The organism is Candidatus Methylobacter favarea, assembly GCF_902806695.1.
Lineage (GTDB): Bacteria > Pseudomonadota > Gammaproteobacteria > Methylococcales > Methylomonadaceae > Methylobacter_B > Methylobacter_B favarea.
In genome coordinates this window covers 1-25480 of record NZ_CADCXN010000124.1, presented here as the reverse complement: position 1 = coordinate 25480, position 25480 = coordinate 1, and the positions used below count along the sequence as shown (strand labels likewise).

The 25480-nt window shown below is 47.8% G+C and carries 24 protein-coding genes and 1 pseudogene; 8 read left to right on the top strand and 17 right to left on the bottom strand.

Annotated features, from left to right (window positions below; all coding sequences use genetic code 11):
• Positions 1-2: 2 nt before the first annotated feature.
• Positions 3-1115 (bottom strand): efflux RND transporter periplasmic adaptor subunit, encoded by a 1113-nt coding sequence (locus tag HUX64_RS18290; protein ID WP_174627623.1) that lies wholly within the window; start codon positions 1113-1115, stop codon positions 3-5.
• Between the two features lie 848 nt (positions 1116-1963).
• Here HUX64_RS18290 and HUX64_RS18285 point away from each other — a divergent pair.
• A complete protein-coding gene (locus tag HUX64_RS18285) occupies positions 1964-3436 on the top strand; it encodes an ATP-binding protein (RefSeq protein ID WP_174627622.1) in 1473 nt (490 codons plus the stop codon).
• Positions 3436-4788, top strand: coding sequence for a sigma-54-dependent transcriptional regulator (locus HUX64_RS18280; RefSeq protein ID WP_174627621.1), 1353 nt, complete (start codon positions 3436-3438; stop codon positions 4786-4788). Before HUX64_RS18285 ends, HUX64_RS18280 begins: the two co-directional genes overlap by 1 nt.
• Positions 4789-4898: 110 nt before the next feature.
• On the opposite strand, the gene HUX64_RS18275 is transcribed toward HUX64_RS18280, so the two are convergent.
• Positions 4899-5945, bottom strand: coding sequence for a hypothetical protein (locus tag HUX64_RS18275; protein ID WP_174627620.1), 1047 nt, complete (start codon positions 5943-5945; stop codon positions 4899-4901).
• 90 nt (positions 5946-6035) lie between these two features.
• On the opposite strand from HUX64_RS18275, the gene HUX64_RS18270 reads away from it, so the two are divergent.
• On the top strand, positions 6036-6449 hold the full coding sequence (locus HUX64_RS18270) for an HIT domain-containing protein (RefSeq protein WP_174627619.1): 414 nt from the start codon (positions 6036-6038) through the stop codon (positions 6447-6449).
• Between the two features lie 29 nt (positions 6450-6478).
• On the opposite strand, the gene HUX64_RS18265 is transcribed toward HUX64_RS18270, so the two are convergent.
• Positions 6479-6868, bottom strand: a complete 390-nt coding sequence (locus HUX64_RS18265) for a flagellar basal body-associated FliL family protein (protein ID WP_174627618.1) — start codon at positions 6866-6868, stop codon at positions 6479-6481.
• A 72-nt stretch (positions 6869-6940) separates the two neighbouring features.
• On the opposite strand from HUX64_RS18265, the gene nagZ reads away from it, so the two are divergent.
• The 3 genes from nagZ to HUX64_RS18250 are packed head-to-tail and all read left to right on the top strand — an operon-like array spanning position 6941 to position 9247.
• A complete protein-coding gene (gene nagZ, locus HUX64_RS18260) occupies positions 6941-7957 on the top strand; it encodes a beta-N-acetylhexosaminidase (RefSeq protein ID WP_174627617.1) in 1017 nt (338 codons plus the stop codon).
• Positions 7950-8507 carry a hypoxanthine-guanine phosphoribosyltransferase gene (locus HUX64_RS18255; RefSeq protein ID WP_174627616.1) on the top strand — a complete coding sequence of 186 codons (558 nt, stop codon included), beginning with the start codon at positions 7950-7952 and terminating at the stop codon, positions 8505-8507. Before nagZ ends, HUX64_RS18255 begins: the two co-directional genes overlap by 8 nt.
• Positions 8504-9247: an S-methyl-5'-thioinosine phosphorylase gene (locus tag HUX64_RS18250; protein WP_174627615.1), complete on the top strand. Its 744-nt coding sequence runs from the start codon at positions 8504-8506 to the stop codon at positions 9245-9247. Before HUX64_RS18255 ends, HUX64_RS18250 begins: the two co-directional genes overlap by 4 nt.
• 32 nt (positions 9248-9279) lie before the next feature.
• On the opposite strand, the gene HUX64_RS18245 is transcribed toward HUX64_RS18250, so the two are convergent.
• The gene (locus HUX64_RS18245; protein ID WP_174627614.1) at positions 9280-9759 is read right to left on the bottom strand and encodes an FKBP-type peptidyl-prolyl cis-trans isomerase; all 480 of its coding nucleotides are present in this window, start codon (positions 9757-9759) and stop codon (positions 9280-9282) included.
• A gap of 503 nt (positions 9760-10262) precedes the next feature.
• Between HUX64_RS18245 and HUX64_RS18240 the strand changes: the two genes are divergently transcribed.
• Positions 10263-12650 carry a Lon protease family protein gene (locus tag HUX64_RS18240; RefSeq protein WP_174627613.1) on the top strand — a complete coding sequence of 796 codons (2388 nt, stop codon included), beginning with the start codon at positions 10263-10265 and terminating at the stop codon, positions 12648-12650.
• Between the two features lie 154 nt (positions 12651-12804).
• Here the strand turns inward: HUX64_RS18240 and HUX64_RS18235 are convergent.
• From HUX64_RS18235 to HUX64_RS18185, 12 genes and pseudogenes are all read right to left on the bottom strand, one after another.
• Positions 12805-13076: pseudogene (locus HUX64_RS18235) on the bottom strand (formaldehyde-activating enzyme); the annotation flags it as partial.
• A 989-nt stretch (positions 13077-14065) separates the two neighbouring features.
• A complete protein-coding gene (locus HUX64_RS18230; protein ID WP_174627612.1) occupies positions 14066-14695 on the bottom strand; it encodes an SPOR domain-containing protein in 630 nt (209 codons plus the stop codon).
• Between the two features lies 1 nt (position 14696).
• The gene (gene argS / locus HUX64_RS18225) at positions 14697-16457 is read right to left on the bottom strand and encodes an arginine--tRNA ligase (RefSeq protein ID WP_174627611.1); all 1761 of its coding nucleotides are present in this window, start codon (positions 16455-16457) and stop codon (positions 14697-14699) included.
• 58 nt (positions 16458-16515) lie between these two features.
• Complete coding sequence (locus tag HUX64_RS18220) at positions 16516-18744, bottom strand: primosomal protein N' (protein ID WP_174627610.1); 2229 nt, start codon at positions 18742-18744, stop codon at positions 16516-16518.
• 338 nt (positions 18745-19082) lie between these two features.
• Complete coding sequence (locus HUX64_RS18215) at positions 19083-19889, bottom strand: class I SAM-dependent methyltransferase (RefSeq protein ID WP_174627609.1); 807 nt, start codon at positions 19887-19889, stop codon at positions 19083-19085.
• Between the two features lie 14 nt (positions 19890-19903).
• A complete protein-coding gene (locus tag HUX64_RS18210) occupies positions 19904-20416 on the bottom strand; it encodes a disulfide bond formation protein B (protein ID WP_174627608.1) in 513 nt (170 codons plus the stop codon).
• Positions 20404-21102 carry a potassium channel family protein gene (locus tag HUX64_RS18205; RefSeq protein ID WP_174627607.1) on the bottom strand — a complete coding sequence of 233 codons (699 nt, stop codon included), beginning with the start codon at positions 21100-21102 and terminating at the stop codon, positions 20404-20406. The genes HUX64_RS18210 and HUX64_RS18205 overlap by 13 nt, the downstream gene beginning before the upstream one ends.
• Positions 21099-22013 (bottom strand): potassium channel family protein, encoded by a 915-nt coding sequence (locus tag HUX64_RS19975; protein ID WP_246247128.1) that lies wholly within the window; start codon positions 22011-22013, stop codon positions 21099-21101. Before HUX64_RS19975 ends, HUX64_RS18205 begins: the two co-directional genes overlap by 4 nt.
• Positions 21901-22701: an ion transporter gene (locus HUX64_RS19970; protein ID WP_246247127.1), complete on the bottom strand. Its 801-nt coding sequence runs from the start codon at positions 22699-22701 to the stop codon at positions 21901-21903. Before HUX64_RS19970 ends, HUX64_RS19975 begins: the two co-directional genes overlap by 113 nt.
• The gene (locus tag HUX64_RS18195; RefSeq protein WP_174627606.1) at positions 22698-22859 is read right to left on the bottom strand and encodes a hypothetical protein; all 162 of its coding nucleotides are present in this window, start codon (positions 22857-22859) and stop codon (positions 22698-22700) included. The genes HUX64_RS19970 and HUX64_RS18195 overlap by 4 nt, the downstream gene beginning before the upstream one ends.
• A 12-nt stretch (positions 22860-22871) precedes the next feature.
• Positions 22872-23150, bottom strand: coding sequence for a hypothetical protein (locus tag HUX64_RS18190; protein ID WP_217426613.1), 279 nt, complete (start codon positions 23148-23150; stop codon positions 22872-22874).
• A 70-nt stretch (positions 23151-23220) separates the two neighbouring features.
• Positions 23221-23382, bottom strand: a complete 162-nt coding sequence (locus HUX64_RS18185; RefSeq protein ID WP_174627604.1) for a hypothetical protein — start codon at positions 23380-23382, stop codon at positions 23221-23223.
• A 1096-nt stretch (positions 23383-24478) separates the two neighbouring features.
• Here HUX64_RS18185 and HUX64_RS18180 point away from each other — a divergent pair.
• A complete protein-coding gene (locus tag HUX64_RS18180; RefSeq protein ID WP_174627603.1) occupies positions 24479-24637 on the top strand; it encodes a hypothetical protein in 159 nt (52 codons plus the stop codon).
• 33 nt (positions 24638-24670) lie between these two features.
• Here HUX64_RS18180 and HUX64_RS18175 read toward each other — a convergent pair whose 3' ends face one another.
• Complete coding sequence (locus HUX64_RS18175) at positions 24671-25435, bottom strand: AAA family ATPase (RefSeq protein ID WP_174627602.1); 765 nt, start codon at positions 25433-25435, stop codon at positions 24671-24673.
• Between the last annotated feature and the right edge of the window lie 45 nt (positions 25436-25480).

Here is a 25480-nt window from a genome sequence, read left to right as displayed (position 1 = left end):
ATTTATGAATCTTTGCCGTTTAAAGACATGGCTTTTGCCAGATCGACAGGTGCAGGATGTATTTTCTTGCCATCTCTCTCATTGCCTGCGCCCTCGAACAGGATCCTTTCTTCGTTGGTCAAGCCGGACTCCACAACATAAAAATCAGGTAAGCGCAGTTTGGGGACGATGTTCCTTTGCTCCAGCACATCCTCCTGATTTACCACGAAAACATACAGTTTATCCTGAATTTCAAAGGTTGACTTTTGAGGCACGAGCAACGCATTTTTAAGCTGTTTTTTGACAATAACCTTGCCGTTTGATCCATGTTTTAAAATTGCATCGGGATTTGGAAACCTCGCTCTGAACGCAATATTACCGGTTGATTGATCGAATTCGCTTTCAATCATTTCTATTTTTCCTTCGTGCCCATAGGGCCTGTTATTTGCCAGTTTTAAACTTACGGTTTTTGTTTTCTGTTCGCCATTAGCCATATAATTCAGGTAATCAATTTCTGAGAGGTTGAAATAAACAAATACCTCGCGGTTGTCGGAAATAGTGGTCAGCCGCCCGCCTTCCTCTATCAAGCTGCCGACCTTGTTGGGAATACGGTTGATGACGCCGTCGAAGGGCGCTTTAATATGTGCAAATGAAAGTTTTAAAGCGGCCTGCTCTTTGTGCGCCTTAGCCTCTTCCACAGTGGCTTTTAACGCCTCTACTTTGGCTTTTTTTACATCCAGCTCTGTCCCGGATACAATATTTTTTGCTACCAGCAGTTTCACATTGATTAATTCAACTTCGGCCGCCTTCAAATCGGCTATGGCGTTTTTATAAGCCGCATCCGCTTTTTGCAATTCCTTTTCAAATACCAGAAAGCTGAGCGTGAACAGCAACTGTCCTCTCTTGACGGGCTGCCCTTCATCGACATGAATTTTTTCAATATAGCCTTTGATTTTGCTTCTGATCTCTACATATTTCACCGAGTGAATGTTGGCTACATAGTCGTTGCTGTAGGTAATGTCTTCCAGGACAGGATTTACTACCTTATGGGTATCGACGGTCTCGGCTTCTTTTTTTGAGCTGCAGGCGGCGATGATTAAGCAGACTGAAATAAACAGTAGTTGGCTAATTTTCATTATTGGGCGCTTATGCAAATTAAAATTTTGACCCGCGGCGCAAATGCCGGGACAGGTTCTTGCGATCACCGATGAGGCTTTTCCAAACAGATGAATTTGGGTGCAAAAGTTATGATCTGTTCACTAAACGGCGGCTTTTTACGGGCGCCAGCTAATGATTGGGCAGGATTAGGCGGGGAAGGAAAGAAGCGATTATCGGAAGCAAGCGTGATGTACATAAAAAAAACAATTGATGTATTAATAAAATCCTGATGGTAATAGGAATTCAGTATTTATAAATTAAAATATAAGCAAAATGCACGCCAGTTACTTATCCAGAAACTTTTACGCTATTTAATAAGGTTACATTAAGCACTTACCTGATCAGCAGGAATCTTCCCCAGGCGCGGCTCTCGCCGTTATATACAATTACGCGGGTAATTCGTCATACCCGCCGGGAAGCGGGACCAATCTGTCTGGAACAGATTGGCATTTATCCCTTGGGGTGCGGGGCAGGAAAGCCCCGCATGAATCCAGTGCCATGAATGGCGAACTTAAATACTTCCATGTAGCCTGGATTGCTCACCGCCTCCTTGCGGTTCGGGCTTCGCCCCCTGCTGCGCATGTCCAAATTCGCTCCCGGCGAATTAGTCCGGCACAAATCCGTCTGGAACGGATTTGCATTTACCCGAAGGGTGTCAGGCAGGACAGCCTGACAGGACTCCCAGCCGGAATGACGGGCTTGAACAAACGTGTGTATAACGGCGAGAGCCGCGCCTAGCTAAAAATTCTTGCTGATCAAGAGAAATTAAATAATTCAGCTCATATCGTGTTGCATTTTGCGACAATGGAGTGCAAGATGCAACGCTATGTCCGCTATTTATAAATTGGCCATTTCCTTGTTTGCCTTAAGTTGGATGGTTTTTGGCATTTACGGGACCTATCATCTACATACCGAAGCGCGAGATTTACTTAATACTGTCGAACAGGAAACCCGTCTGTTAGCCAACAGCTTGCTGGTTTCGGTCGAAAACGCCTTGCGGGATCATCAGACTGAAGATCTGCAAAAACTCATGCAGCAATTAGAACGGATCAAACCGTCTGTCGATATCCGCATTTATATTCAAAATCGCAATGTCATCCGCTCGAACGCGGAAAGCCTGGTATGGCCGCAACAAGTCGAACAGGGCTTATACCAGGCGGCAAGAGAGGGCGAAGTGAAACAGTTCTATTACCCGGCCGATGAACCCCGCTTATTCATTTTGTCCTTGCCATTTTATGAGAGGTCAAGCAATTTAAACGGCAATGTGGCTATCGTCAAATCGCTGCAAACGATGCATGAAAATTTAAGTAAAACCAAAACCTATATTCTTTTATCTTTCATTGCTTTCATTCTGTTTACTTCCCTGCTTTGCCTTTTGTTGGGCCATATTTATATTTCAGTGCCTCTACAGAGGCTTCGCGAGGCCATGCGGAATTTCAGAAACAGCACGGAGCCCCCGAAGCCTTTACCTGTATCCGGCAAGGATGAATTTGCTGCCGTGGCGCAAGAGTTTAACCGGATGACTGCCGAGTTATTTTCGGCTTACCGCCGCCTGGATGTTGAAACGCAGCATAGACGACAACTGCAACGGGCCTTACAGGATGCGAATAAATTGATTACGATCGGTCAGTTATCGGCGGGGCTTGCCCACGAAATCGGCTCGCCCTTGCAAATCGTCAACGGCAGGGCGAGAGCGCTCGCGGCCTGCAACGATGATTATGAAGAAGTTCGCCGCATTGCCAATATATTAGTGGACCAGACCGATCGTATCACGCGCATTGTCCACCGTCTTCTGGAGTTTGCCCCGCGCCATCCGACTGAGCCTATGAGTTGCGATGTCATCACGGCTATAGCCGAGGTTATTGATATGCTGGGCTTTGAAGCACGGCGTCAGGGAGTCACAATGACTTTTGTCCACCCGAAGTCGCTGCCCTTGATATCGATCAACAAGGACGGCATCCAGCAGATTGTTTTAAACTTGCTCACCAATGCCTTGGCCGCCAATATCAATACCGGCGCCTTAACCATCGAGTTGTCCCGGACTTCGATTAGCCATGCCGAACAAACAATGCCAGTGCTAAAGCTTAGCGTCGCCGATACGGGTACAGGCATTGCGCCCGAGCATCTATCCCGGCTTTTTGAACACTACTTTACCACGCGCGGCAAACAAGGAGGCACCGGCCTTGGTTTAGCTGTCGTCAAGTCGTTAGTTACTGAAATGGGCGGCACCGTCGTGGCCGAATCAGAACCCGGAAAAGGCAGCCTTTTTATCATTCATTTGCCGTGGAGAAAAGCCTGATGATGACAGCAAGTCGTCGAATTATAGTGATCGATGATGATCCCGGTATTGTTGATTATCTAATCGACATGCTGCGCCAGGTTAATTATTCGGCCGCTGGATTCACTGATACTGCTGATGCGCTCAATGCTATAGAAAACGAGTCCTTTGATCTGGTGATATCCGATGTCATTATGCCCGGGATGCGCGGCCTGGAGTTAATGGCGGCTATACACCGTAAACGGCCTGAACAGCTGGTATTGCTGATAACCGCTTTCGGCAGTATTGATTTGGCGATGCAAAGCATGCGCGCAGGGGCCTGCGACTTTTTAACCAAACCTTTTCGCATTGAAGAACTCTATACAGCAGTAGCACGGGCGCTTGAAGACCGGCAAATGCGGCGCACGGCTGTAAAAATAGGCTTTACTGATGATAAAAACAGCGCTACGGGCATTTTTATAACTCAAAGTCCCGGCATGCAGCGATTGGTCAGCATGGCAACACGGGCCGCCGCAGTAAACTCTACAGTGCTCCTGACCGGAGAAAGCGGCACAGGTAAAAGCGCAGTAGCCCGCTGGATTCATGACAACAGTCCAAATCATTCAGGCCCTTTTATCGCCGTTAATTGCGCTGCATTGCCGCACAGTTTAGTGGAAAGTGAGTTATTCGGCGTTCGCAAGGGCGCTTTTACCGATGCCAGCAAGGATAGGCCGGGATTGTTTTCACAGGCCGACTCCGGAACATTATTCCTTGATGAAATCGCTGAACTGCCCCTGGAAATTCAGCCTAAGCTGCTGCAGGCGCTGGAAACCGGAAAAGTCCGAGCGCTCGGTGATACCAAAGAAACCAGGGTCAGCATACGCTTGATCGCCGCTACCCATCAGCCTCTGGAGCAGCGCATCCACGATAGATTGTTTCGTTTCGATCTGTATCACCGGTTGAATGTAATCAGCCTTGAAGTGCCTCCGTTAAGAGAGCGCAAGGAAGATCTTGACGCCTTAACCAAAACCTTGATCGACACCGTTTGCCTGCGCCTTGGCAAACAGGGGCCGGTCAATATTTCGGTGGAAGTATTGCGCTGGATTCGGGCCTATCACTGGCCAGGCAACGTCCGGGAGCTTGCCAATACGCTTGAAAGGGCTATTGTGCTTGCCGACCATGATACCCTTTTGCTGGAAGATCTGGCGCAGGCTTCGAAACTGCCCGTCAACGATACCAGCTTTTTTGAATTGGCAATGATGCAAGGATGGTCGCTGGAGGACATTAATCAAGCCTATATTCGCCATGTCCTGGCAATGACCGGCGGCAATAAAATTCAGGCGGCCCGGATACTCGGCCTGGATCGCAGCACCTTATACCGGAAGCTGGGATAGTGCTTTCGAAAACTCATCGCAAGCCTCAACAGCGTCGTTCCCGCTTTCTTCCTGCTGATCCAAGAGATAGTGAACAGCTTCCCAACAGCATCGAGACCAAATTCATGATCTCATTTTGAAAAGGCAATAAAGCGCCGGTAGGGCGAGCCCTGCTTCCAGGTAAAAGCCTCCGTGTAGTAGTGCATTAGAGCCAGATAGCCCAATAATCCCAAGGTGACGGCTTTACGGATTTCCACGCCAAAAAAGAAATGGGTGATTAGACTGACCCATGCATCTCCATAAGCCTGCAACACAAACGCCAGAAAAAATGAACACACGGGCAGCACCACAAAGACATGGATATTGCAGCGTTCGGCATAGCGGTAAATAAAATTCTGCGGATGACCGTGATGCCTGTTGTAGTCGTGCGTGATGTAGAAAATATAGGCCGTCGCATCATGCACCAGCCTCGGCACCAGAATCGCAAAAAAATAATACTGCTGAACATACAAATAAAAACTGCTTAATACCAGAAAGATATTCGACCAGAGAAAGCACTTGCCAAATACAGTAGGCACCTTGCGCTGGCAATAGAACCCGCACAGCACCAGTGCTGCGCATAAGCCGCCGGCGCTATGCCTGAGCCATTCCGCCTGCTGCATTGCAAGGCTGTTTTTAAGAAAAATGGCTATATAGATAAAAATGCCCGCCGCCACGCTCAGCCATAACAGAAGCTGAAACGCCCACTCAGGCAGACGACAGATGCCGCGGCCAATGCCATGCTGCTGCTTGAGCACATGAAAGACAGTCCAGCAGGCTACCAGCACATAGAGCGCGCGGTAGGGAATAAACAGGCTGCCCAGGCCGAAAACAACGGCGATGGCAAGCGTCATCAAAATAATGTTCAGCCGGTAAAACTTCAGGTATTCTGTGTTGCTTGCCAGCACAATGGCGCTGGCAATAATATGCGGCGTTCCGAAAAGAATCTGGAATAATAGAAAATGATTGGGGCTGCTGGGCAGATTTTCGCGCAGATAGCCGTTCCAGAATGAGCTGTCAACGAATTGCAAGGCCAGACAAAGCGGGATTATTGAATACAGGCCCAACAACAACCGGAATGAGACAGTCATCTTTTTGTCATCAGGCAGATCTTGAGCCGGGATTATTTGCGCAACCATGGAACTATCCTTTAATGGCTTATATTCAAACAAAATATAACATACCGATTTTTCATCTGCTTTAAGGCATTGCCTTGATTTTCCTTAAAAATGGCTACAACCTTCACGTTACACCCTCGCCTGCAGCAGGACTGCATTGTCATCGGCCGGCTTCAATTATGTCAATTATTAATGATGAACGATAGCCGCTACCCGTGGTTTGTCCTGGTGCCGGAAAAAGCGCAATTAGTGGAAATTTATCAATTGAACAAGGCCGAGCGCAAACTGCTGATTGAGGAATCGAGCTACCTGGCAGAACATCTCGCGGCCCTGTATAAAGCGGATAAAATCAATATTGCGGCTATAGGCAACCTGGTGCCGCAATTGCATATCCATCACATCGTACGCTATCAAACCGATAAAGCATGGCCGGCGCCGGTGTGGGGAAAATTTGATGCCGTCCCTTATACGGAACAGGAAATAACCGATAACATCACTCTGTTGAAAAATCGGTTAAATTTATGATCTTCCAATACCGAAAAAATATCGGCTGTTTAACCTACCAAAAACTCAGTAAAAAATACCCCCTTGAAGCCGTCGCTATTTTCATATTTTTCCAGGACCCGCTTGAAGGCTTTAAATGTTTCCTGCCGCAAGGCCTCGCGCTGCTGCGGGGCTTGCAGTGTTTCCATTGACCTGCCGCTGTAAAGCATGATCAATTCATGCCTTAATGCAGGCAGATGTTTTTTTACCTTTTCCACAGCGTCTGCGCCTTCCACCAGTAATTGAACATTAATCATCAGATATTTTCCGGGTTCTTCCAAATTAACGGTAAACTTTGGGCTCATTTGCAGATATTCTATAGCCGCTCCGGATGGTTTTTCTTCAGCAACTGCCAGGGCAGGGATAAAAATAATACCCAGTAATAAAACCAGTAAACGCATAGCAGACATCCTTTTAACTTAAAAATTGATTTAAAGTATAGGTCAACATCCTAACAATGACGCCAAGCCATAATGCCAAGTAACTACCCTATCGGCCCGATAATGCTGGATGTTGAGGGCTTAACGCTGACGCAAGCCGAAAAAGAAAAAATAAACCACCCCAACACCGGGGCGGTTATTTTGTTTTCACGCAATTATCAAAGCCCTGAACAGGTAACCGAGCTTATCAGCAGCATTCGCCGCGCCCGCAGCGGAACCTTGCTGATTGCCGTTGACCAGGAAGGCGGCAGGGTACAGCGCTTTCAACACGGTTTCACGCGCCTGCCGCCGGCATCCAGCTATGGGCAAAGCCCGGAACTTGCAGAACCGGCGGGCTGGCTTATGGCGGCCGAATTATTAGGGGTGGGTGTCGATTTCAGCTTTGCGCCGGTATTGGATATTGATTGCTGTATCAGTAAAATCATCGGCAACCGCTCTTTTTCAACAGATCATAAGCTTGCAACCCGGCTTGCCAGCTCATTCAGAAAAGGCATGAAACAGGCAGGCATGGCGGCGACTGGGAAACATTTTCCCGGCCATGGCGCCGTAGCACTCGATTCTCACCTCGCCTTGCCGGTCGATGACCGTGATATGGACAGCATCAGGGCAAAAGACCTGCTGCCTTTCAAGCAATTGATAGATGAAGGGCTGGAAGGCGTTATGCCGGCCCATGTGCTCTATCCCAGGTGCGATCCCAAGCCGGCGGGTTTCTCGCGGTTCTGGATTCAGCAAATTTTGCGCACAGAACTTAATTTTAGCGGAACGGTTTTTAGCGACGATTTAAATATGGCAGGCGCTGCCTCCGTGGGCGATTTCCCGAAGCGCGCAAGGCTTGCCCAGGAAGCCGGCTGCGATATGATCCTGATCTGCAACAACCCGCTTGCCGCCGAACAGGTGCTGGAGGCCTTGCCGGTCACCCGCGATCCCATCAGGGAGCAGCGGCTTGGGCACATGCAAGGCAAGCCGCAGCTGAATCGGGAACAATTAATGAAGACCGAAAAATGGCAAACCGTTTCAAGCCTCATCACTAGCATCGACAGCCATGCTTGAAGAAATCAAACACATCCAGTCAACCGCCGATTTGTTGTGCAGCGAAGCAGAAGTTGAGGCCGCCCTGGAAAGGATGGCCCGGGAGATTAACCTGATGCTCGCCGCTGCCAATCCGCTAATACTCTGCGTCATAAACGGCGGCATAGTCACCGCCGGTAAATTGTTAACCCGCCTGACCATGCCGCTGAATATTGATGCCATTAACGCCAGCCGTTATCAAAACCAGACCTCAGGCGGCCGCATCGAATGGATACTTAAACCGGCAACGCCGCTTAAAGGCAGAACCGTCCTGATCATCGATGACATACTCGATGAAGGTCTTACCCTGGCGGCGATTTATAACTACTGCCTGGAACAGGGCGCGACAGCGGTTTACAGCGCTGTCCTGGTGGATAAAATCCTCGGCCGCGAAAAGTTGGTAAAAGCTGATTTCATCGGCCTGAAAGTAGAAAACCGCTATCTGTTCGGCTACGGCATGGATTACAAAGGCTACCTGCGCAATGCCCCGGGCATTTACGCCTGCAAGAAGGCTGCCGAGAAACTATCGTGACGCAACTCGCTATTATCGGCGGCACCGGCCTGACCCGGATTAATGACTTGAAAATTATCAGGCGCGATCAGCTGACTACGCCTTACGGCGCGCCTTCAGCCGAATTTATTACCGGCGAGCTTAACGGCAGGAACGTTATTTTTTTGGCCAGGCATGGTAATCCGCATAGGCTGGCCCCGCATAAAATTAATTACCGGGCCAATATCTGGGGACTTAGACAGCTGGGTGTTGAACAGATTATTGCCGTAGCCGCCGTAGGCGGAATTACCCATGAAATGGGGCCTGCGCATATAGCCATACCCGATCAGATTATCGATTACAGCTACGGCCGCATGCACACTTTTTTTGACGATGAGAATGATACGGTCACCCATATAGATTTTACTTATCCCTACAGCCAAAAGCTGCGCTCACGCCTGATTACAGCCGCGGCCCAGGCCAGGATAAAAATAACGCCGATGGGAACTTATGGCTGCATGCAGGGCCCGCGCCTGGAAACGGCTGCGGAAATCAGGCGCATGGAAAGGGACGGCTGCGACCTGGTAGGCATGACCGGCATGCCGGAGGCCGCCCTCGCCAGAGAACTGGCAATGGATTATGCCGCTATTTCGGTCATTGCCAACTGGGCGGCCGGTCAAACGGCAGGGGAAATATCAATGGCGGAAATTGAGCAGCATCTCCATAAAGGCATGGCGAATACGGCTGAATTACTGAAGGCATTTACAAGACTGGATAAATAAAAGGACATCGAAGCCTGCGCCGTAAACGCGATCTAATGATGGCATCCGGCGCCATGAATGTGCCCATGAGCCGTTTCTTCTTCAGTTGCGGTCCTGACATCCATGACTTCCACATCAAAGGTTAAGGCTTGTCCTGCGAGCGGGTGATTGCCATCGATAGTAATGTCGTCTCCCTGAATATCAACTACCGTGACCACAGCCGGGCCGGAACTTACCTCCGCCTGAAACTGCATGCCCACTTCAATCTTATCTATGCCTTCAAACATATCTCTGGAGATAACCTGAACCCTGTCATCTTCAACTTCCCCGTAAGCTTCTTTGGCCGGAATGCGCACTTTAAACTTGTCGCCCGCACTCTTGCCGGTTAACGCATTTTCCAGGCCGGAAATAATATTTCCGGCGCCGTGAAGATAGACTAATGCGTCATCATCCACTGAACTATCAAGCACTTCGCCTTCATCATTAGTGAGCGTATAGTGGATGGAAACAGCTCTATTGGCGGCTATTTGCATGATAAACCTCTTTATTGCCTGTTAAAAGGCCAACGATAATACAGATTTATAGCCTGTTTGTCTGAAAAAATACTGAGACTCGAGCGGGTTTTTTTAATTCGATAAATAATCCCGCATCTCCCCCTGGATATGCAGAAGGTGAGCACAATGGACGCTCCAGGCATGGTCCGGAAGGAATAGATCGCCAATAACCCTTCAGCCTCCTCAATAACAACGCGCCCTGGAGGCGCCTGAAGCCGCCAACCCGCTATTGCCCTGAAGCTTATTTTAATCATAATAAAATTTACCCGGCCAGCAACGCTCAAGCTTTTAAATAACCCGACAGTTTAAAAATGATAAAATTATTAAGCAATAAGGACACATCCCTTAGGGGATGAAGCCAATGCTGGGGCAAGGGCCTCCATAGGCGCCAGGGAAGCGGCGCTTTATGCAGGCGCTCTGTGGCTTGCATGCCGAAGTCTGAAACGTTTGATTACCTGTAACTCGATGCCATTTATATAGCCATGCCTAATCCTGCAAAACTTCCACTTGAGTCACTGCAACTGAATGTCAATCTGGCTGATTTTGAATTGCCTGAAGCGCCCCGATTACAGTCGGCCATTTTAGGACAATCAAGAGCTCAGTCGGCGCTGGAATTTGCCGTCGCCATGCCGAATCCGGGTTACAACATCTTTGTAATGGGAGACCCTGGATTAGGCCGCTTGTCCCTGATTACTAATTACCTGGAATCTCTCGCTCCGACCTTGCCCGCGCCTTCCTCCTATGCCTATGTTGATAATTTTGATAATCCCAGAGAACCCGTAGCCGTTGAGCTGCCGGCAGAACAGGGTCAGAAATTCGGCAGGGATATTGAAAAGCTGATTGATGATCTGCTGGCAACTTTCCCGGCCGCATTTGAAAGCCCTGCCTATCAACAAAAAAAAAATGCCATTGAGCGAGAGTTTAATCACCTTTATACCACCAGGATCGAGCTGGTTGATAAAAAAGCCCAGTCCATAAACATTGCCCTGTTCAGAGACGGTGAAGCCATTACTTTTTCGCCCATCAGAAATAATAAAGCTTTGAATGAAGAGCAATTCATGCGTTTGCCGCAAGCGGAGCGGGAGGCGTTTCACAGGCATGTGGGAGAACTGGAAGACTATCTCAGTGAGGTATTGCTGGAATTGCCGCAGTGGCGCAGGACTATGGTTGAAAAGATCAAACAGCTTGATACTGACACCATCAGCCTCGCGATAGCTCCCCTGTTTGCCGAACTGAATGATAAATACCAGAATATCGATGATGCCATCACCTATTTATCAGAAATCAGAAAAAACCTCGACAACACCATTCCGGACTATCTGTTGCCGGAGCAGCCGTTGGAGGCCGCCAACCCTTTGAAAAAAAAGATAATACTGGCCGAGCAGTATGTGCCTAATATTCTGGTCGATAACAGGGATGAAAGCGGCGCACCGGTCATTTACGAAGCGCATCCGACTTATCAGAACCTGTTTGGCCGCATAGAATATAGTAGCGACCAGGGCACTTTGGTTACCACTTACCGGCGGATTTGCGCCGGTTCATTGCATAGGGCCAATGGCGGCTATCTGATTCTCGACGCCGAAAAGCTGCTGACCAGTCCCTTTGTCTGGGAAGGCCTTAAACGCGCACTGCAATCGGGCTGCATTGAAATCGAATCACCTTATTCCGAACTGGGCATTAACACCATTACCTTGAAACCTGAAGTTATTCCATTAAATGTTAAAGTGATTCTGGTAGGCTCTGCGGATACCCATTATTTTCTGGAAGTGCTGGATAATGAATTTAACGAAATGTTCAAAATTCTGGCCGATTTTGAGGGCTACATTCCGCGCACCCATGAAGCCATGCAAAAGTTTGCCATGCTGATGATCAAGCACGCGGCGGATTCCGGAGCAAAGCCGTTAACACGGACTGCAATTGAGAGCCTGATTGAACATAGCTGCCGACTTTCAGAAAACCGGCAGCATTTTTCTGCCCGGATCAAGGATTCGCTGGAAGTCATTGGCGAAGCCAACCTGTTTTGCAGACTATCCGGCAGCAGCCATATCGACAGGCTCCATATTGAAAAAGCCTTGGCGGCAAGAGAACAGCGCAACGGCAGAATGGCCGAGAACATTCTCGAAGAAATGCTTAACGGCACTATTCTTATTGACACAGAAGGGGAAGCAATCGGCAAGGTCAACGGTTTGACCATTCTGGAAGTGGGCGGCAGCAGTTTTGGCGCGCCGGCGCGCATCACCGCCACCGTTTATCCAGGCTCCCGGGGTATCGTTGATATCGAACGCGAAGCCGAGCTGGGCCAGGCCATTCACTCCAAAGGCGTAATGATATTAACCGGTTATCTTGGGCATTCCTACGCCCAGCAATTTCCTTTGGCAATTTCGGCCAGTATCGCCATTGAGCAGTCTTATGGTTATATTGACGGCGATAGCGCGTCTCTGGCGGAGCTTTGCTGTCTTATTTCAGCATTGACGCGAACCCCCATAAAACAAACATTTGCCGTTACCGGCTCCATTAATCAATACGGCGAAGTCCAGGCGATAGGCGGTGTAAATGAGAAAATAGAAGGTTTCTTCAGGCTTTGTCAGGCGCGCGGACTTAACGGGCAACAGGCCGCCATTATTCCCGCCGCCAATAAATGCAACCTGATATTGAAGCAGGACGTTATCAATGCGGTAGCACAAGGTTTATTTTCAATTTATGCCGTCTCCAGCGTCGATGAAACTCTGGAATTACTGACCGGCCAAGAAGCGGGTATGGCCGACAGCACAGGCAACTATCCTGAAAACAGCATTAATTTCAAAGCTATTTCCAGATTAAGGGAAATATCCGATATGACTGTTGATGAGGATAAAGAGGAGGGGCCTTAATTTTGACAGAGGCGCAGGGAAAACGTCTGGCCTAAGCTGGCCTTTTTAAATTCAGTTACAACAAACGATTAAAGAGTCATTCAAATAGGCTTTCCTGAATCGGGATATTGACCCGCAAAAGCGCCACAATAAAAAATCCCCAAAAAAACTCCCTTCTTTTCGCACGCCCGAACATTTGGCTTGCCTGCTGCTCATTCTTGATTTCGACTTTATTGAACATTACGGTATTGGGTTTAGCCATGAGATTGGGGGCAGCCAGGGCAAGCAAGGCATTATCTCCCTGCTTCTGGTTGGTCAGCGTGATGCCAAACGCAGTTTCTGTAGCGCTGCCTCGCGGCCCATAATCAGCTCAATGTGCGCCAATTCATTACCTGTGCCCATCAGTGCTCCACTTACAGATATCTTATCGATTTTAAACGTTTGCATGGTAGTCTCTCCTCTTAAGTTCGCGGTTAAACAATAATCAAAAGACAAGATATAACTGCAAGTTATATCTCGAGGAAAATTTCTAACTGGATCGTGAGCATAGGCAATAAAAAGCTTTATGCGCGCCCCGAAAAAATCACCGCGTTCAACCAGCAATTATTTACAACTGTCTGCTCCGGCTGGCCATTTTTGGACACTGCGCTGGCTGTCAGCACATGCTATTTCATACTGACGTGCCGATGTGCTAGACAAACAATGTAAATTTTTGCATTTTATGGGTAATGGCTTAAGTCAGGGGCCTCTTGATTCTCACCGCTATGAAAACAGAGGTGCGGATTGCTGGAGGCCGGACCAGCTACCTCTTCAGACACTATATGTTGGGCATGATCAGGATAAACGGCAGTATGGAGCATGTAGGTTGGGTTAGGGGCCTATCGCGTAACCCAACATTTGGGCGCCAATTCGATGGGTTGTAGTTTGGGATATTCATTTGGCAACCCATAAAAAATGCGTCACCTTGCCACGATGTTATTTGATTGTGGGCCCTATTAACATCCTATGAATCAAGGCTGTGACTTATCAGTGTCTCATTTCTTGAATGCTTTTTAAGACTTCTCTAAATATGGCAAGAAGCTCCTTTAAAGATGGTTTTATTGTTGCACCCTCATGTGCCACAGCTTTCCCATGATGAATTAAATTTGCGCAGACCTGTTATAAGTCTGTTATCGATTTTTCTGGATTATTTGGATTAAGTTTATATAGACTCAAATCCGCTGAGTTAAATACTTTTCTCTGAACCTTGGCATCTTTTCTCAGGCTATTAGCGAAGCCTCTTCTTTTTTAATCAAATCGACTTGCAGGTTTCATATCTCAGCCTAAATGCCTCAGAGCGCCGGCGGCAGTCAAAGCGCCATGCTATCCTAAGCGCGGATGGGCCCGAATACAGCCCCCGTCCCGATCATGGGCTTCATTCCCAACGGCCTGTTTCCTTATTGCTCGCTTTTCTCGGTAACTACAACATCAATGCCGTTCTGTCTTAACCTGGCCCTGAGGGTGCTGACACTGGACATGCGGGCATAGGGGCCTAGTTTAACCCTGCTCCAGGTCACGTTTCCTACTTTTGCCTTTTCGATTTTGGATTCAATACCCATTAAGGCGAGCCGTGCTTTTAATTGGTCGGCTTCTTTAAATTTCTTGAACGAGCCGGCCTGCATTATATAGCGGCTATCCTTGGCCTTGCCGATCCTCTCTTCCCGGGCGCGGGTCTTGATCTCGTAATCGGGCACTACGACTTCTTTTTCGGGCAAAATGGTGTAAAAATCAAACTGCGGCGGCTTGGGTCCCAGTTCGGGTTCAATCTTTTTTCCCTGCCTGGGCGCTTGTTTTTTTGCTGCAGCGGGCGTTGCGGATCCTGGCGCCGGCAGGGTTTGTGAAATATGAGCAGTAGGCGCTTGTCGGGGCGCTGAACTCCGCAGATACACCAGAAAAACCACAAAGGCAATAATCAGGGCCGTAATCAGCATCCATTTCCACAGGCCGACGCTTTGCTGACGACCGTAGTTTTGCCGGCGCGAAGCAGCGCGTCTGCCTTCGGCTCTGTATTTGTAATCCCTGGCCATATTACATTGATTCAGGTGTACTGATATTTAACAAGCCCAATGCATTTGCCAATACCTGTTTTACAGCGCATATCAAATTCAAGCGGGCGTCGCGGAGCGGGGCATTCTCAACCAGAAACTGATGGGCATTATAGTAAGTATGGAAAGCATTGGCCAATTCGCGCAGATAATGGATTAGCAGATGCGGCTCATGGTGCAGCGCCGCGCGTTCCAGTATCTCCGGGTAGCGGGCCAGGGTTTCGACGATATTAATTTCGTGCTCTTCGGTTAACAGCTGCAGATTTTCCATACCGGAAAGCAGGTTTCTTTCCCAGCCCCTCTCATCGAGTTGACGCAATACGCTGCATACTCTGGCGTAGGCGTACTGCACGTAAAAGACCGGATTTTCATTGGATTTCGAGGTCGCCAGTTTCAAATCAAAATCCATATGCTGTTCAGAGCGGCGCAGCACATAAAAAAACCGCGCTGCATCTTTGCCGACTTCATTGCGCAATTGCCTTAAGGTAACAAATTCGCCCGAGCGTGTGGACATTTGCACTTTTTCCTCGCCGCGGTAAAGCGTTGCAAACTGCACCAGCAGCACCTTCAATCTGGCCTCATCAGCGCCCAGGGCGCGCAGGGCGGCTCTGACCCTGGGAATATAACCATGATGATCGGCGCCCCAAATATCAATTATTGTATCAAAACCGCGCTCCAGCTTGTTCATATGGTAGGCAATGTCCGAAGCAAAGTACGTGGACTGGCCGTTTTCCCTGACTACAACCCGGTCTTTTTCATCGCCGAGGCGGCTGGAGGCAAACCATATCGCGCCCTCCTGCTCATACAGATGTCCGCCGGCGCGCAAGCGCTCAAGGGCTTTTTCGACTGAACCGTCATCCATCAACTGACGTTCTGAAAACCATTGCTGATAATCCACGCCGAACTCTTGCAGATCAATCCGGATGTCCTGCAGAATGGTATTCAGGCCGACCCGGAAAAAATCCCGGTAGAGCGAAAGGCCAAGCAAGGTTTTTGCCCGGTCAATCAACGCATCGATGTAGAGTTCCCTGTCTCCGCCCTGCGGTTCATCCGCCGGCAGATCTTCCAATACCAGCATTATAGGCCTGCGGTAGTCATTGCCGGTTTTTTTATGGATGTCCCGGGCAATTTCCCGCACGTAATCGCCGCGATAGCCATTGCTTGGAAAATGTGCAACTTCCCCGCACTCTTCAAGATATCTCAGCCAGATACTGACGGCGAGTATATCCATCTGCCGTCCGGCATCATTGACATAATACTCGCGATGCACTTCAAAACCGACCGCCTGTAATAAGTCGGCGACCGCCGAGCCATAGGCTGCGCCGCGGCCGTGTCCCACATGCAAGGGCCCGGTGGGATTGGCTGAAACAAACTCAACCTGGACTTTTTTACCCGCACCGGCCTTGCTTAAGCCAAATTCCCGGCCTTCGCTGTGGATTCGGCTGATAATCTGATGCCGGGAATTGGAATTGACAAAAAAATTGATAAAGCCCGGGCCCGCCAGTTCGACCCTGGACACTGCATCATGCCGAGGCAGCGCGGAAATGATCTTTTCAGCCAGCTGCCTGGGATTTGCTTTGGCCTGTTTTGCCAGCGCCAGGGCAAGATTTGAAGCAAAATCGCCATGCTGTGCATCCCTGCTGCGTTCAACCGCAGTATTGGGGGTAATTTCCCGGCTTAAAACACCGTCTGCCTTCAGGGTTTCAACGGCTTGAAGGATAAGCTCCTCTATCTTTTGTTTCATTGCTTCACTGCGTTTGTCAGATCAAATAAATAGCCGTACATTATCCATGAAAACACTATTAATACAAATCCACGGGGTCAACATCCAGTGACCAGCGCACTTTTTTTGCCTGTTTGAGTTTTTCAATTTCCGGCACCGCATCATCAAATAATTTATGCAATTCCCGGCGTTTCGCGCTTTGAAAAAGCAATTGGTAACGATAAAGGCCTGCCCGCCTGGCCATGGGCGCTGCGACCGGGCCTAAAACCTGAATATGACCTTTATTACAGGGCCGCACCAATTCGACGATGGCCTGAAGAAAAAGCTGCGGCATCTGAGCGTCAACAGCTTGCGCCCTTAACAATATCTGATGACTGAAGGGCGGCAGCCCTGCTTCCTTTCGCTCCGCCAAGGCCGTTTTTGCAAAACTCCTGTAATCTTGCCTGAGCAGCGTAGTTAACAAGGGATGCTCAGGCCTTCGCGTCTGCATAATGACTTTGCCGGGCTTTTCGCAGCGTCCGGCCCGGCCGGAGACTTGCACAATCATTTGCGCAAGTTTTTCGGCGGCGCGAAAATCAATACTGAACAGGCCGCTGTCGACATCAAGAATCGCTACTAAAGTAACATTCGGAAAATGATGGCCTTTAGCCAGCATTTGGGTGCCCAGAATAATATCCACCTTACCCTGATTAATTTGCTGCAAGTAGCCTTCCAGCGAACCTTTGCGTTGAATGGAATCACGATCCAGGCGGATTATGGTTTTATCGGCAAATAATTCAGTCAGTACTTTCTCCACCCGCTCTGTGCCCAATCCCAGCGCCGTCAACTCCCCGGTCTTGCAAGCCGGACAGTGAGCAATCAGGCGCTGTTCATGTCCGCAGTGATGGCAGCGAAGCATTTTTTCAGCATAATGAATCACCAGATTGGCGTCACAGCGCCGGCAGCGCGCCACCCAGCCGCAGCCGTGGCAAATCAAGGTAGGTGCAAAACCGCGCCGGTTTAAAAATAACAGCACCTGTTCTTTTTTTGCCAAGGTTATTTTAATTTCTTCAATAAGCTGTTCCGACAGACCTTCCTGCATGGGTTTATTTCTGATATCCAGCAACTGCAAAACCGGCTCTATCGCATTTCCCGCTCTTTCGGGCAAGTGCAGCAGACAGTAATGCTTTTTATCAACATTATGCAGGCTTTCCAGGGATGGCGTAGCCGAACCCAGCAATACCGGAATATTGAGTATTTTCCCACGCACCACGGCGACATCCCTGGCAGAAAAACGAAAACCCTCCTGTTGCTTGAAGGAAACATCATGTTCTTCATCAAGAATAATCAGCCCCGGATTTTTTAAGGGCGTAAATAAAGCCGATCGCGTACCGAGCATTATGAAGCAGTCGCCCTGCTGCATTTTCAGCCAGGCTGCTTGCCGCTCCCGGTCTGTTAATTTGGAATGAGACAGGCATTGCGCTATTGCAAAACGCTGCCCGAAGCGCTCCTCAAGCTGCGGCGTCAAGGTGATTTCCGGTAATAATATCAATACCTGTTGCCCGCGTTCCAAAACGGCACGAATGACCTGCAGATACACTTCTGTTTTGCCGCTGCCGGTAATCCCTTCCAGTAAAAAAACCCCAAACCGCCCCAAGCCTTCTTTTATGGCCGCTACCGCCGACATCTGCTGCGGATTAAGCTGCAAGGTATCATCCCTGACTAGAGAGGCGGCGAACATAACCTTTGACTCAGGCTGGGCAAGTTGTATTAACTGCTTATCCAGCAACGGTTTTACTAACGGCCGCCAGTTCTTATTCCAGGCCGAAAGTTCGGTTTCAGACAGAGGAAGTTGCTCCTGTTGAAGTTTTTCCAGCAGGCTTTTTTGTTTCGGCGCCCGCTGCAATTGATTTGCGTCCACAGTTTTGCCGGATTCAGTCAAGTTATAGTATTTTTCAGTTTGAACTACGGCCAGCTTGCCCTGGCGCAATGCTACGGGAAAGGCGGCGCCGATCACTTCGCCCAAAGGATGATGATAATAGCGGCTGGCCCAGTGCAGCAAGCGTAAATCTTTTGCCCGTAACAGGGATTTTTCATCCAGTATCCGGCTCACACGTTTTAATTTACTGCTATCAAGTTCACTGTAATCGGCAACTTCAACCAGGAAGGCGATTTTTTTACCTTTACCAAACGGAACCTCCAGCCGTATTCCGGCTTTAATAGCAGCGGGTTCAAAATTATCCGGCGCCAGATAATCAAACAGCCGGTAAACAGGCACTGATACAGCAACTCTGAAAATCAGTTCATTTCCTCTGCCTAACTTAGCCATAGTCTTTAAGTAATTCATGATGATTTAGAGCTAAGTTATTACCGGGCTTTAAATTATTTCAGTTATTCACAGAAACTGTGGATAACTCTGGGGATAAGAGGTTTTCAAAATACCTTACTGACGGTTTTTATTACGGTTTTGTTACTTTGAATACTTTTGCTACATTAAAAATAAGTCATTAATTTTCAATAACCTAATTAAACCTCGACAAGCTGCAACAGCTATCCTGCTGTGTTTCAGCTTTAGTTAAAAATCAAGCTGTTTGATGTGTATATTTAAGCTGACAAACTAAGCTGCTAATAAAGGCTAAACGCAGATTTAATAGTCCCGGATCCAATTTACCTGGGCTTGATAAATTTAATCGTCATGCGATCGCTTTCGCCGATAGCCAGATATTTTTCCCGGTCTTTATCCTTAAGTATTAAGCTCGGCGGCAATGTCCAGACGCCTTCAGGATAATTTTTTGTATCTTTGGCATTGGCGTTAATTTCAGATTTTGCCAGAAACTCAAAACCGGCGTTTCTGGCCAGCGCAATGACATAATCCTGACTCACATAACCCGATAACGCCTGGGTGTCCTGAGGCTTTACCGTGCTGTTTCGATGCTCTACAACACCTAAAATGCCCCCTGGTTTTAAGGCCCTGTAGATGGCGCTAAAGACCGCCGATGCCTGGTTGTTTTTCATCCAGTTATGGACGTTACGAAAGGTTAACACCCGGTCTGCAGAGCCATCCGGCGCTATTTTCATTAACGCGGGCGGCTGCAGCACAGCCAGCTTGACCTCTCCATACAGATTTGGATATTGATGCAACTTTTTAATAAATTCACTTAGGCTCTTTTTGTAATAAGGCAACTCGGCATCAGCTGAAAAATGCGCGGCATACAGCTTGCCTTTAGCTTTCAAATAGGGGGCCAGAATTTCCGTATACCAGCCTTCCCCCGGCCAGATTTCGACGACAGTCATCGTATCCCTGACATCAAAAAATGCCAGCGTCTGCTCCGGATGCCGGTAGATATCGCGGGTTTTATGAGCTGCAGAGCGATGTTTCCCGGCCACCGCTTGCTGTAAAGAGGTCAAATGATCTGCCGCTTGTACGGGCGAAAAACCGATTACAAGCACTAATATCCATAAAATTTTTTTCATTGCATTAATTCCGCTCAAGACTGGTTGGTTTCACGATTCAGGATTTGCAAAAGACTTAGCGTCGCCAGCATTAAAAAGGCCGCCAACGTCCAGGCGGGCATGCTGAAACCAAACAATGTCCAGTCTACCTTGGCGCAATCGCCCGTGCCGCTAAGCATTAACTTGATAGTCTCCGCTAAAGGCAAGTTTTGCAGCACATAATCCAGGCCGGGGCCGCATTCCGGCACATCCTCAGGCGGCAAATGCTGAAGCCAGACATGCCGGATTGAAATAGCGGCGCCGGATAAAGCCGTTACAGCACCTGAAACGGCATACCAGGTTATCCCTTTCTGTTTGGGATTATGCAGCGCCGCTATTAAAAAAACCATGCCGGTCGCGAGGATTGCAAGACGCTGGGAAATACATAACGGACACGGGTCCAGTCCTTGCACAAATTGAAAATAAGCCCCCATTGCCAGCAAGGTCATGCAGCCCAGGAAGCCCAGTAAAAACCAGACTCTCGGAGTAAATTTTATCAGTCTCCACATTGTTCAACTTCTCTTTTAAATGATTTTATTGACCTTGCCGGCCCTATGACCACCAGAATATCCCCAGCCTTCAGCCGGTGCTCTTTTTCTCCAATTGCAAAATGCAATTGCCCATTCAAGGCGCCCTCTACAACACCGATGAGAATCAGGTTATGCTTTTCATTCAGCTTCAAGTCACTGATTTTGGTAGTTTCCAGGCAGGAGCCTTCAGGTACTTCAAATTGCGCCATATTCAAATCATGCCGGCCAAAAACCGTATCATCGAGAATATTGGTAATCTCCGGCCTGGTTAATATTTCATGCGTTTTTCTACCGCAAATTTCATAAGGATCAATAATTTTATCAGCGCCTGCGGCCAATAATTTTTCAGCTGACTCCGGATCATCGACACTAGCGACAATGGTAATATTTTTATCAATCGCCCGCGCCGAAATTGTTAAAAATACATTATCAAAATCTCTTGGAAAAAAGCAAAAAAGGATATCGATATCAGCCCCTACGCCAATGGCTCTAAGCTCATCATCATTTCGAAAATCAATGACTTTTGCATCAAAACCCTGTTCTGCTATGAGGGCGGCTTCGGCATCATTCTTGCCGATAAAAACAAAGCTGTACTGCTGCTGATTCAAGCGGCTCATTGCTTCCAATGACAGGGTGCTGTAACCAAATACAGCAATGCGCTTCATCGCCGTCCCACGCCTTTCAAGCGGTTTTCTTCAATCTGATCGCGAAAATAGTCAATAGCGTACTCCCTGCCCATAACCACCAGCAGATCGCCATCCCCTACTACAAAATGCGGCTCCGGATTAAAATAAAAATGCTGATTTTGTAGCGGATAACTGTTTTTATATTTTCCCTGCATGGCATTGGCGCTGATCACGCCTATCAACATTAGTTTTCTTTGTTCGAAGCCAATCCCGGCTATAGTCATGCCGTCGATGAAAGAACCCGAATAGACGTATAATGTACCCATGATAATATGGCTTTGTTCATGAATAATGCCCAAAATAGCCTCAAAAGCAACCGGCTGGCCGATATATTCAGCGGCTACCATGGCAGCGATTTCAAACGGCTGAATAACATTGCTGGCGCCCGCCTGATAGAGTTTTTTTACATTGCCCTGGTTGTTGGCCCGGGAAATAATCTTTATATCCGGATTTAGATGACGACTGGTCAGGGTGATGTAAACATTGACGACATCATCGCCCGCCGTACAAATAACAGCCCGTGCACCGTTATTAATGCCGGCCTCCTGCATTACACTGTTTTTACTGGCATCGGCATGTATCACTACATAGCCCAGCCGCCTTGCTTTCAAAACGCCGGCTTCCCGGCTATCAATGATAGCAAAATGCAGCTGGTCTTTTTCAAGCTGGGCGGCAATATGCTGCCCTACCCGGCCAAATCCGCAAATAATAATAAAGTCATCTAATCGGTTCAGTTCGGCATAGGCGCTGTGTTCGCGCAGTTCGTCCATTTCCTCATTAAATGCCGCGACAATAATGGAAATAAGAAAGGACAGAATGCCCAAACCAAGCAAAATCAATACCATGGCAACGACTCGACCGCCCGTAGTCTGCGGAGGTGATATCGCCATAACCGACCGTTGCCACAGTAACTATAGCCCAGTAAAGAGCCTCGAACAGGTTTTTAACCTGCCCGCCGTTGGCCGGATTTTCAAATAAATAAATACCGGTGCTGCCGGTAAATACCAGCAAGCCCAGAAAAATACCGAGAGTAATGAGTTCAAACCGCTTGCTTGCCAGAATTCTGGCAAATAATTTTATACTATTGAAATAACGGAACAGCTTGAACAGCCTGAATACAAGGAAAATTCTCAATATCCGCAGCGGCCTGTAACTGGGCAGAATAGCGAGCAAGTCAACCACTGCCAGAGGAGTAAAAACATAGCGGATTTTCCTGACAAGCATCAGTTTGGCAACCTTGCCCAGGCGAAAAGGAATATTCAGGTAGACGGCTTTTTCGTACTGCTCAAGAATAATTTTATGATTGTCACTGTACAGCCAGCCCCGCAGCAGATACTCAACTATAAAAAGACTGATTATGCCTTGCTCGAACAGCGCCTCGCCTGCGCTCTGTTTGGAATCCACTCCCTGAATAAGCAGAAAAATGCTGAGCATAACCAGGCCAATCATAAAAATATCAAAATAGGACTTAAGCCGGCTGTTTGGATTCTCCAACAGATTATAGAAAAACAGCTTGACGCGTTGATAGCGCGTTGAAGTTTTAAGAAAGTAGGCAAAATAAACGATCAGTCGGGTCAAGATAGGATTGCCTCAAAGTCATCGCGCAGCTTATTAAGCAAGTCATCCATTTCCTTGAAAAAATAGTTTCCCATTTTCTGGCGGTTTAGCGTTTTGTAAGGGCGGTAAAGCTTGGCAAAATTATGATAGATTTCCTTTTCCGATGCGGGCAATTTCATCGTGAGGGTTAATCACTTGCCATCGGGCGCGGTTCGAACATACTCAAAAAAATCTTTAATCTTTGCATCGAGATCCAGAAACATTGAATCCATTAAAGCTTCTTGCTTATCACGCGCGGCAATGATTTCAAGAATACCAAATTGATAATCGCCATGCTCAGCGCCATCCGTTACCGCGGCTAGCGGCTTTTTCTTGTCCGCCGGCTCGTAAGCGATGACTTTAATAATGCCGATTTGATTGTCGAAATAAAAACCTTCAATCGGGTTCTTCATCTCATCCCTATGATGCATTATGTTATAGAGCCTATTGAACTTGCGCCAGAATAATAAAAAATCAGGCTCCCTATAGTTGGCGTCCAGCTCAGGCATATTTAATGCACTTGAGGATAATGAAATACTGGGCGGCCTTGGCCTTAGTGTCCGTGGTGCTTGGCAGATTAGCGTTGAGGTATTTTTTCAAGCTGCTTTCAAAATCCAGATAGCTTTCAGGGTCATCGGGCTTGGCCGGGCCTTTGTAAATCACTATAAACCCCGTGAAAAACCTATCGAAAGCAGCCGATTTTTTAGCTTAGTCAGCAGAATATGCAGTGCCTTCTTATCGCCAAACGGATCAAATTCGCTCGTCCCTCCATCGGAGAACTGCTCAATGATAAGAAAAATCAATAATCTTGTAGTCGTTCTTATATTTAGCCGTGCAATTAACACGGAGAAATGGTTTGCATGGCGCTGATGGCTTTAATTACTATATCCAAAAACGAAATATGCACTCTTTTTCATTAAAACCGGTTTGCAGCTTTGCCGCCACACCCATCAAGCCATTTTTATTCAGCCCAAAACTTCCCCGGCCTTTTCTTCCGTCAAGCCGTTATTTAGCCCTGTGGCACTTGGCTCGTCCGGGCTGCCGGAATACACTATAGGCATCGGGGCATGGGTATATGTGGCATATTTGAGCAATTATACCCACACTTTAAAGTACTTGGTCATCGCTTGGCTATAGGCAATCACTGCTTTAATGAAATGAACTGCGAGCATCGCCTTACCTGTACCTCGTATTTGCCAATATAGGTCATTCACTGATTAAAATGCGGCATATCGGGCGATGGCATCAATACATTTACATTTTTCACAGACCTGTTTCTTCTGAGCGTCTTTGTATTTTTTTCAGTGAAACCTTCCGGCGGATTGCTTGGTAAGTCAAACAATATTTTAGATGCAAGGGCTTAATAATTTTTTCAGAGAATTCAAGATAAAACCGTCCTCAATAGCCGCTTTCATGGTATAGGTATCAAAAGGCCGCCAGAGTTTTTAGCTTTCGGCATAATCGCTGAATCCCCCAAACAAGCCTGTGCACGGTCAGCTGGAGTGGCTGTAAAGCCGATAATCAGGCTCGTTCTGGTGCTAACTGTGGTATACGCAGTATTATCAAATGGGTTTTGCAGTTCGTTGAAAGTACTTATCATTTCTTCATGCTGGTCGCTCTGTGGGAACGGTGGATCTCGTCAGTCAGAAACACATGCGCTTATGGGCGAGCTTTTGCAATACATCAGCATCAAGCATTTCACTCCCTGAACCGAATTTTTGCAAATTCCCAATCACCAGACGAGTATCGGACGCCCCTCTTGAAAGATTTTAATGCTAGTTGTAGCCGCTTGCATTTAAAACCTGCCCTGCTTGAAATCAAAAAGCGTTTCCTGCTCAAATCAGCTGCAAATAAAGAAAGCGATATAGCCACTTTATTTGCAACTGTGCTTGCATTTATCGATACATGTTTGCATTAAACAATCTCATACTCACGTTAACTGCAAATCTTTTTATAGCGGCAACCCTGCCTGTAGCATCTTGCCGCGTAATTCGGCAGCCCGTACCGGGCCCACTATGTTGTTGAACAATGCCTTGATTTCAGAGGGCTTAGCATCAAACTGATCCACCAAATCTTTTATCCGGTTGCCGTTGCGAGCCAAAGTCGCTTCTATCTCATTCAATTGGCTGAACAGTACGGATTCGAGGATTTCCATCGTGACCCGTTTTTCACCTGATGGGTACACGGCTTTTACCGCCAATTTCAAGTAGCGTTGGACTTGAAGCGGGGTGCGGAGTAAGGTTGAGATCATATCGAGCGCATCCTCATTCAATATCGCATCTGTCTTGACTTTTCCATGTGATGATGAGGCAATTAGCCAATAAATACATTCACGCTGGTTGCCGGCAAGCTTATTCAATGAAAAAACCTCAGTACGAAAACCGATTTCCTCCATGGTCGGCCCTTGTAGATCATTTTTTAGTTTAGGGTGGACAGCAAGCACAATAGATAACCTGCCGTCGCCATATTCCACCAATTCGATGAGCCGTTTCAGCGCGATAAGGGTATTTCCGTTCAGATCGTGCGTTTCATCGATGAACATGACCACTGGACGTTTATTTTTCTTCAGTAATTCCAAAAACTCACGCTCACGCCGTTCTACGCTTCCGCTGCGAGACAGGAGTCGAGTAGTCACCAGAAGCGATAGGGCATGTGTTTTCACGGAGCGTTTTTTGCGTAGTGAAAATGCAGGCTTTACGAAATCGCGTCGAGTCATATATGGACTCCTCCCCAATTGCAAGCCAAGTTTTTACAGAAATTG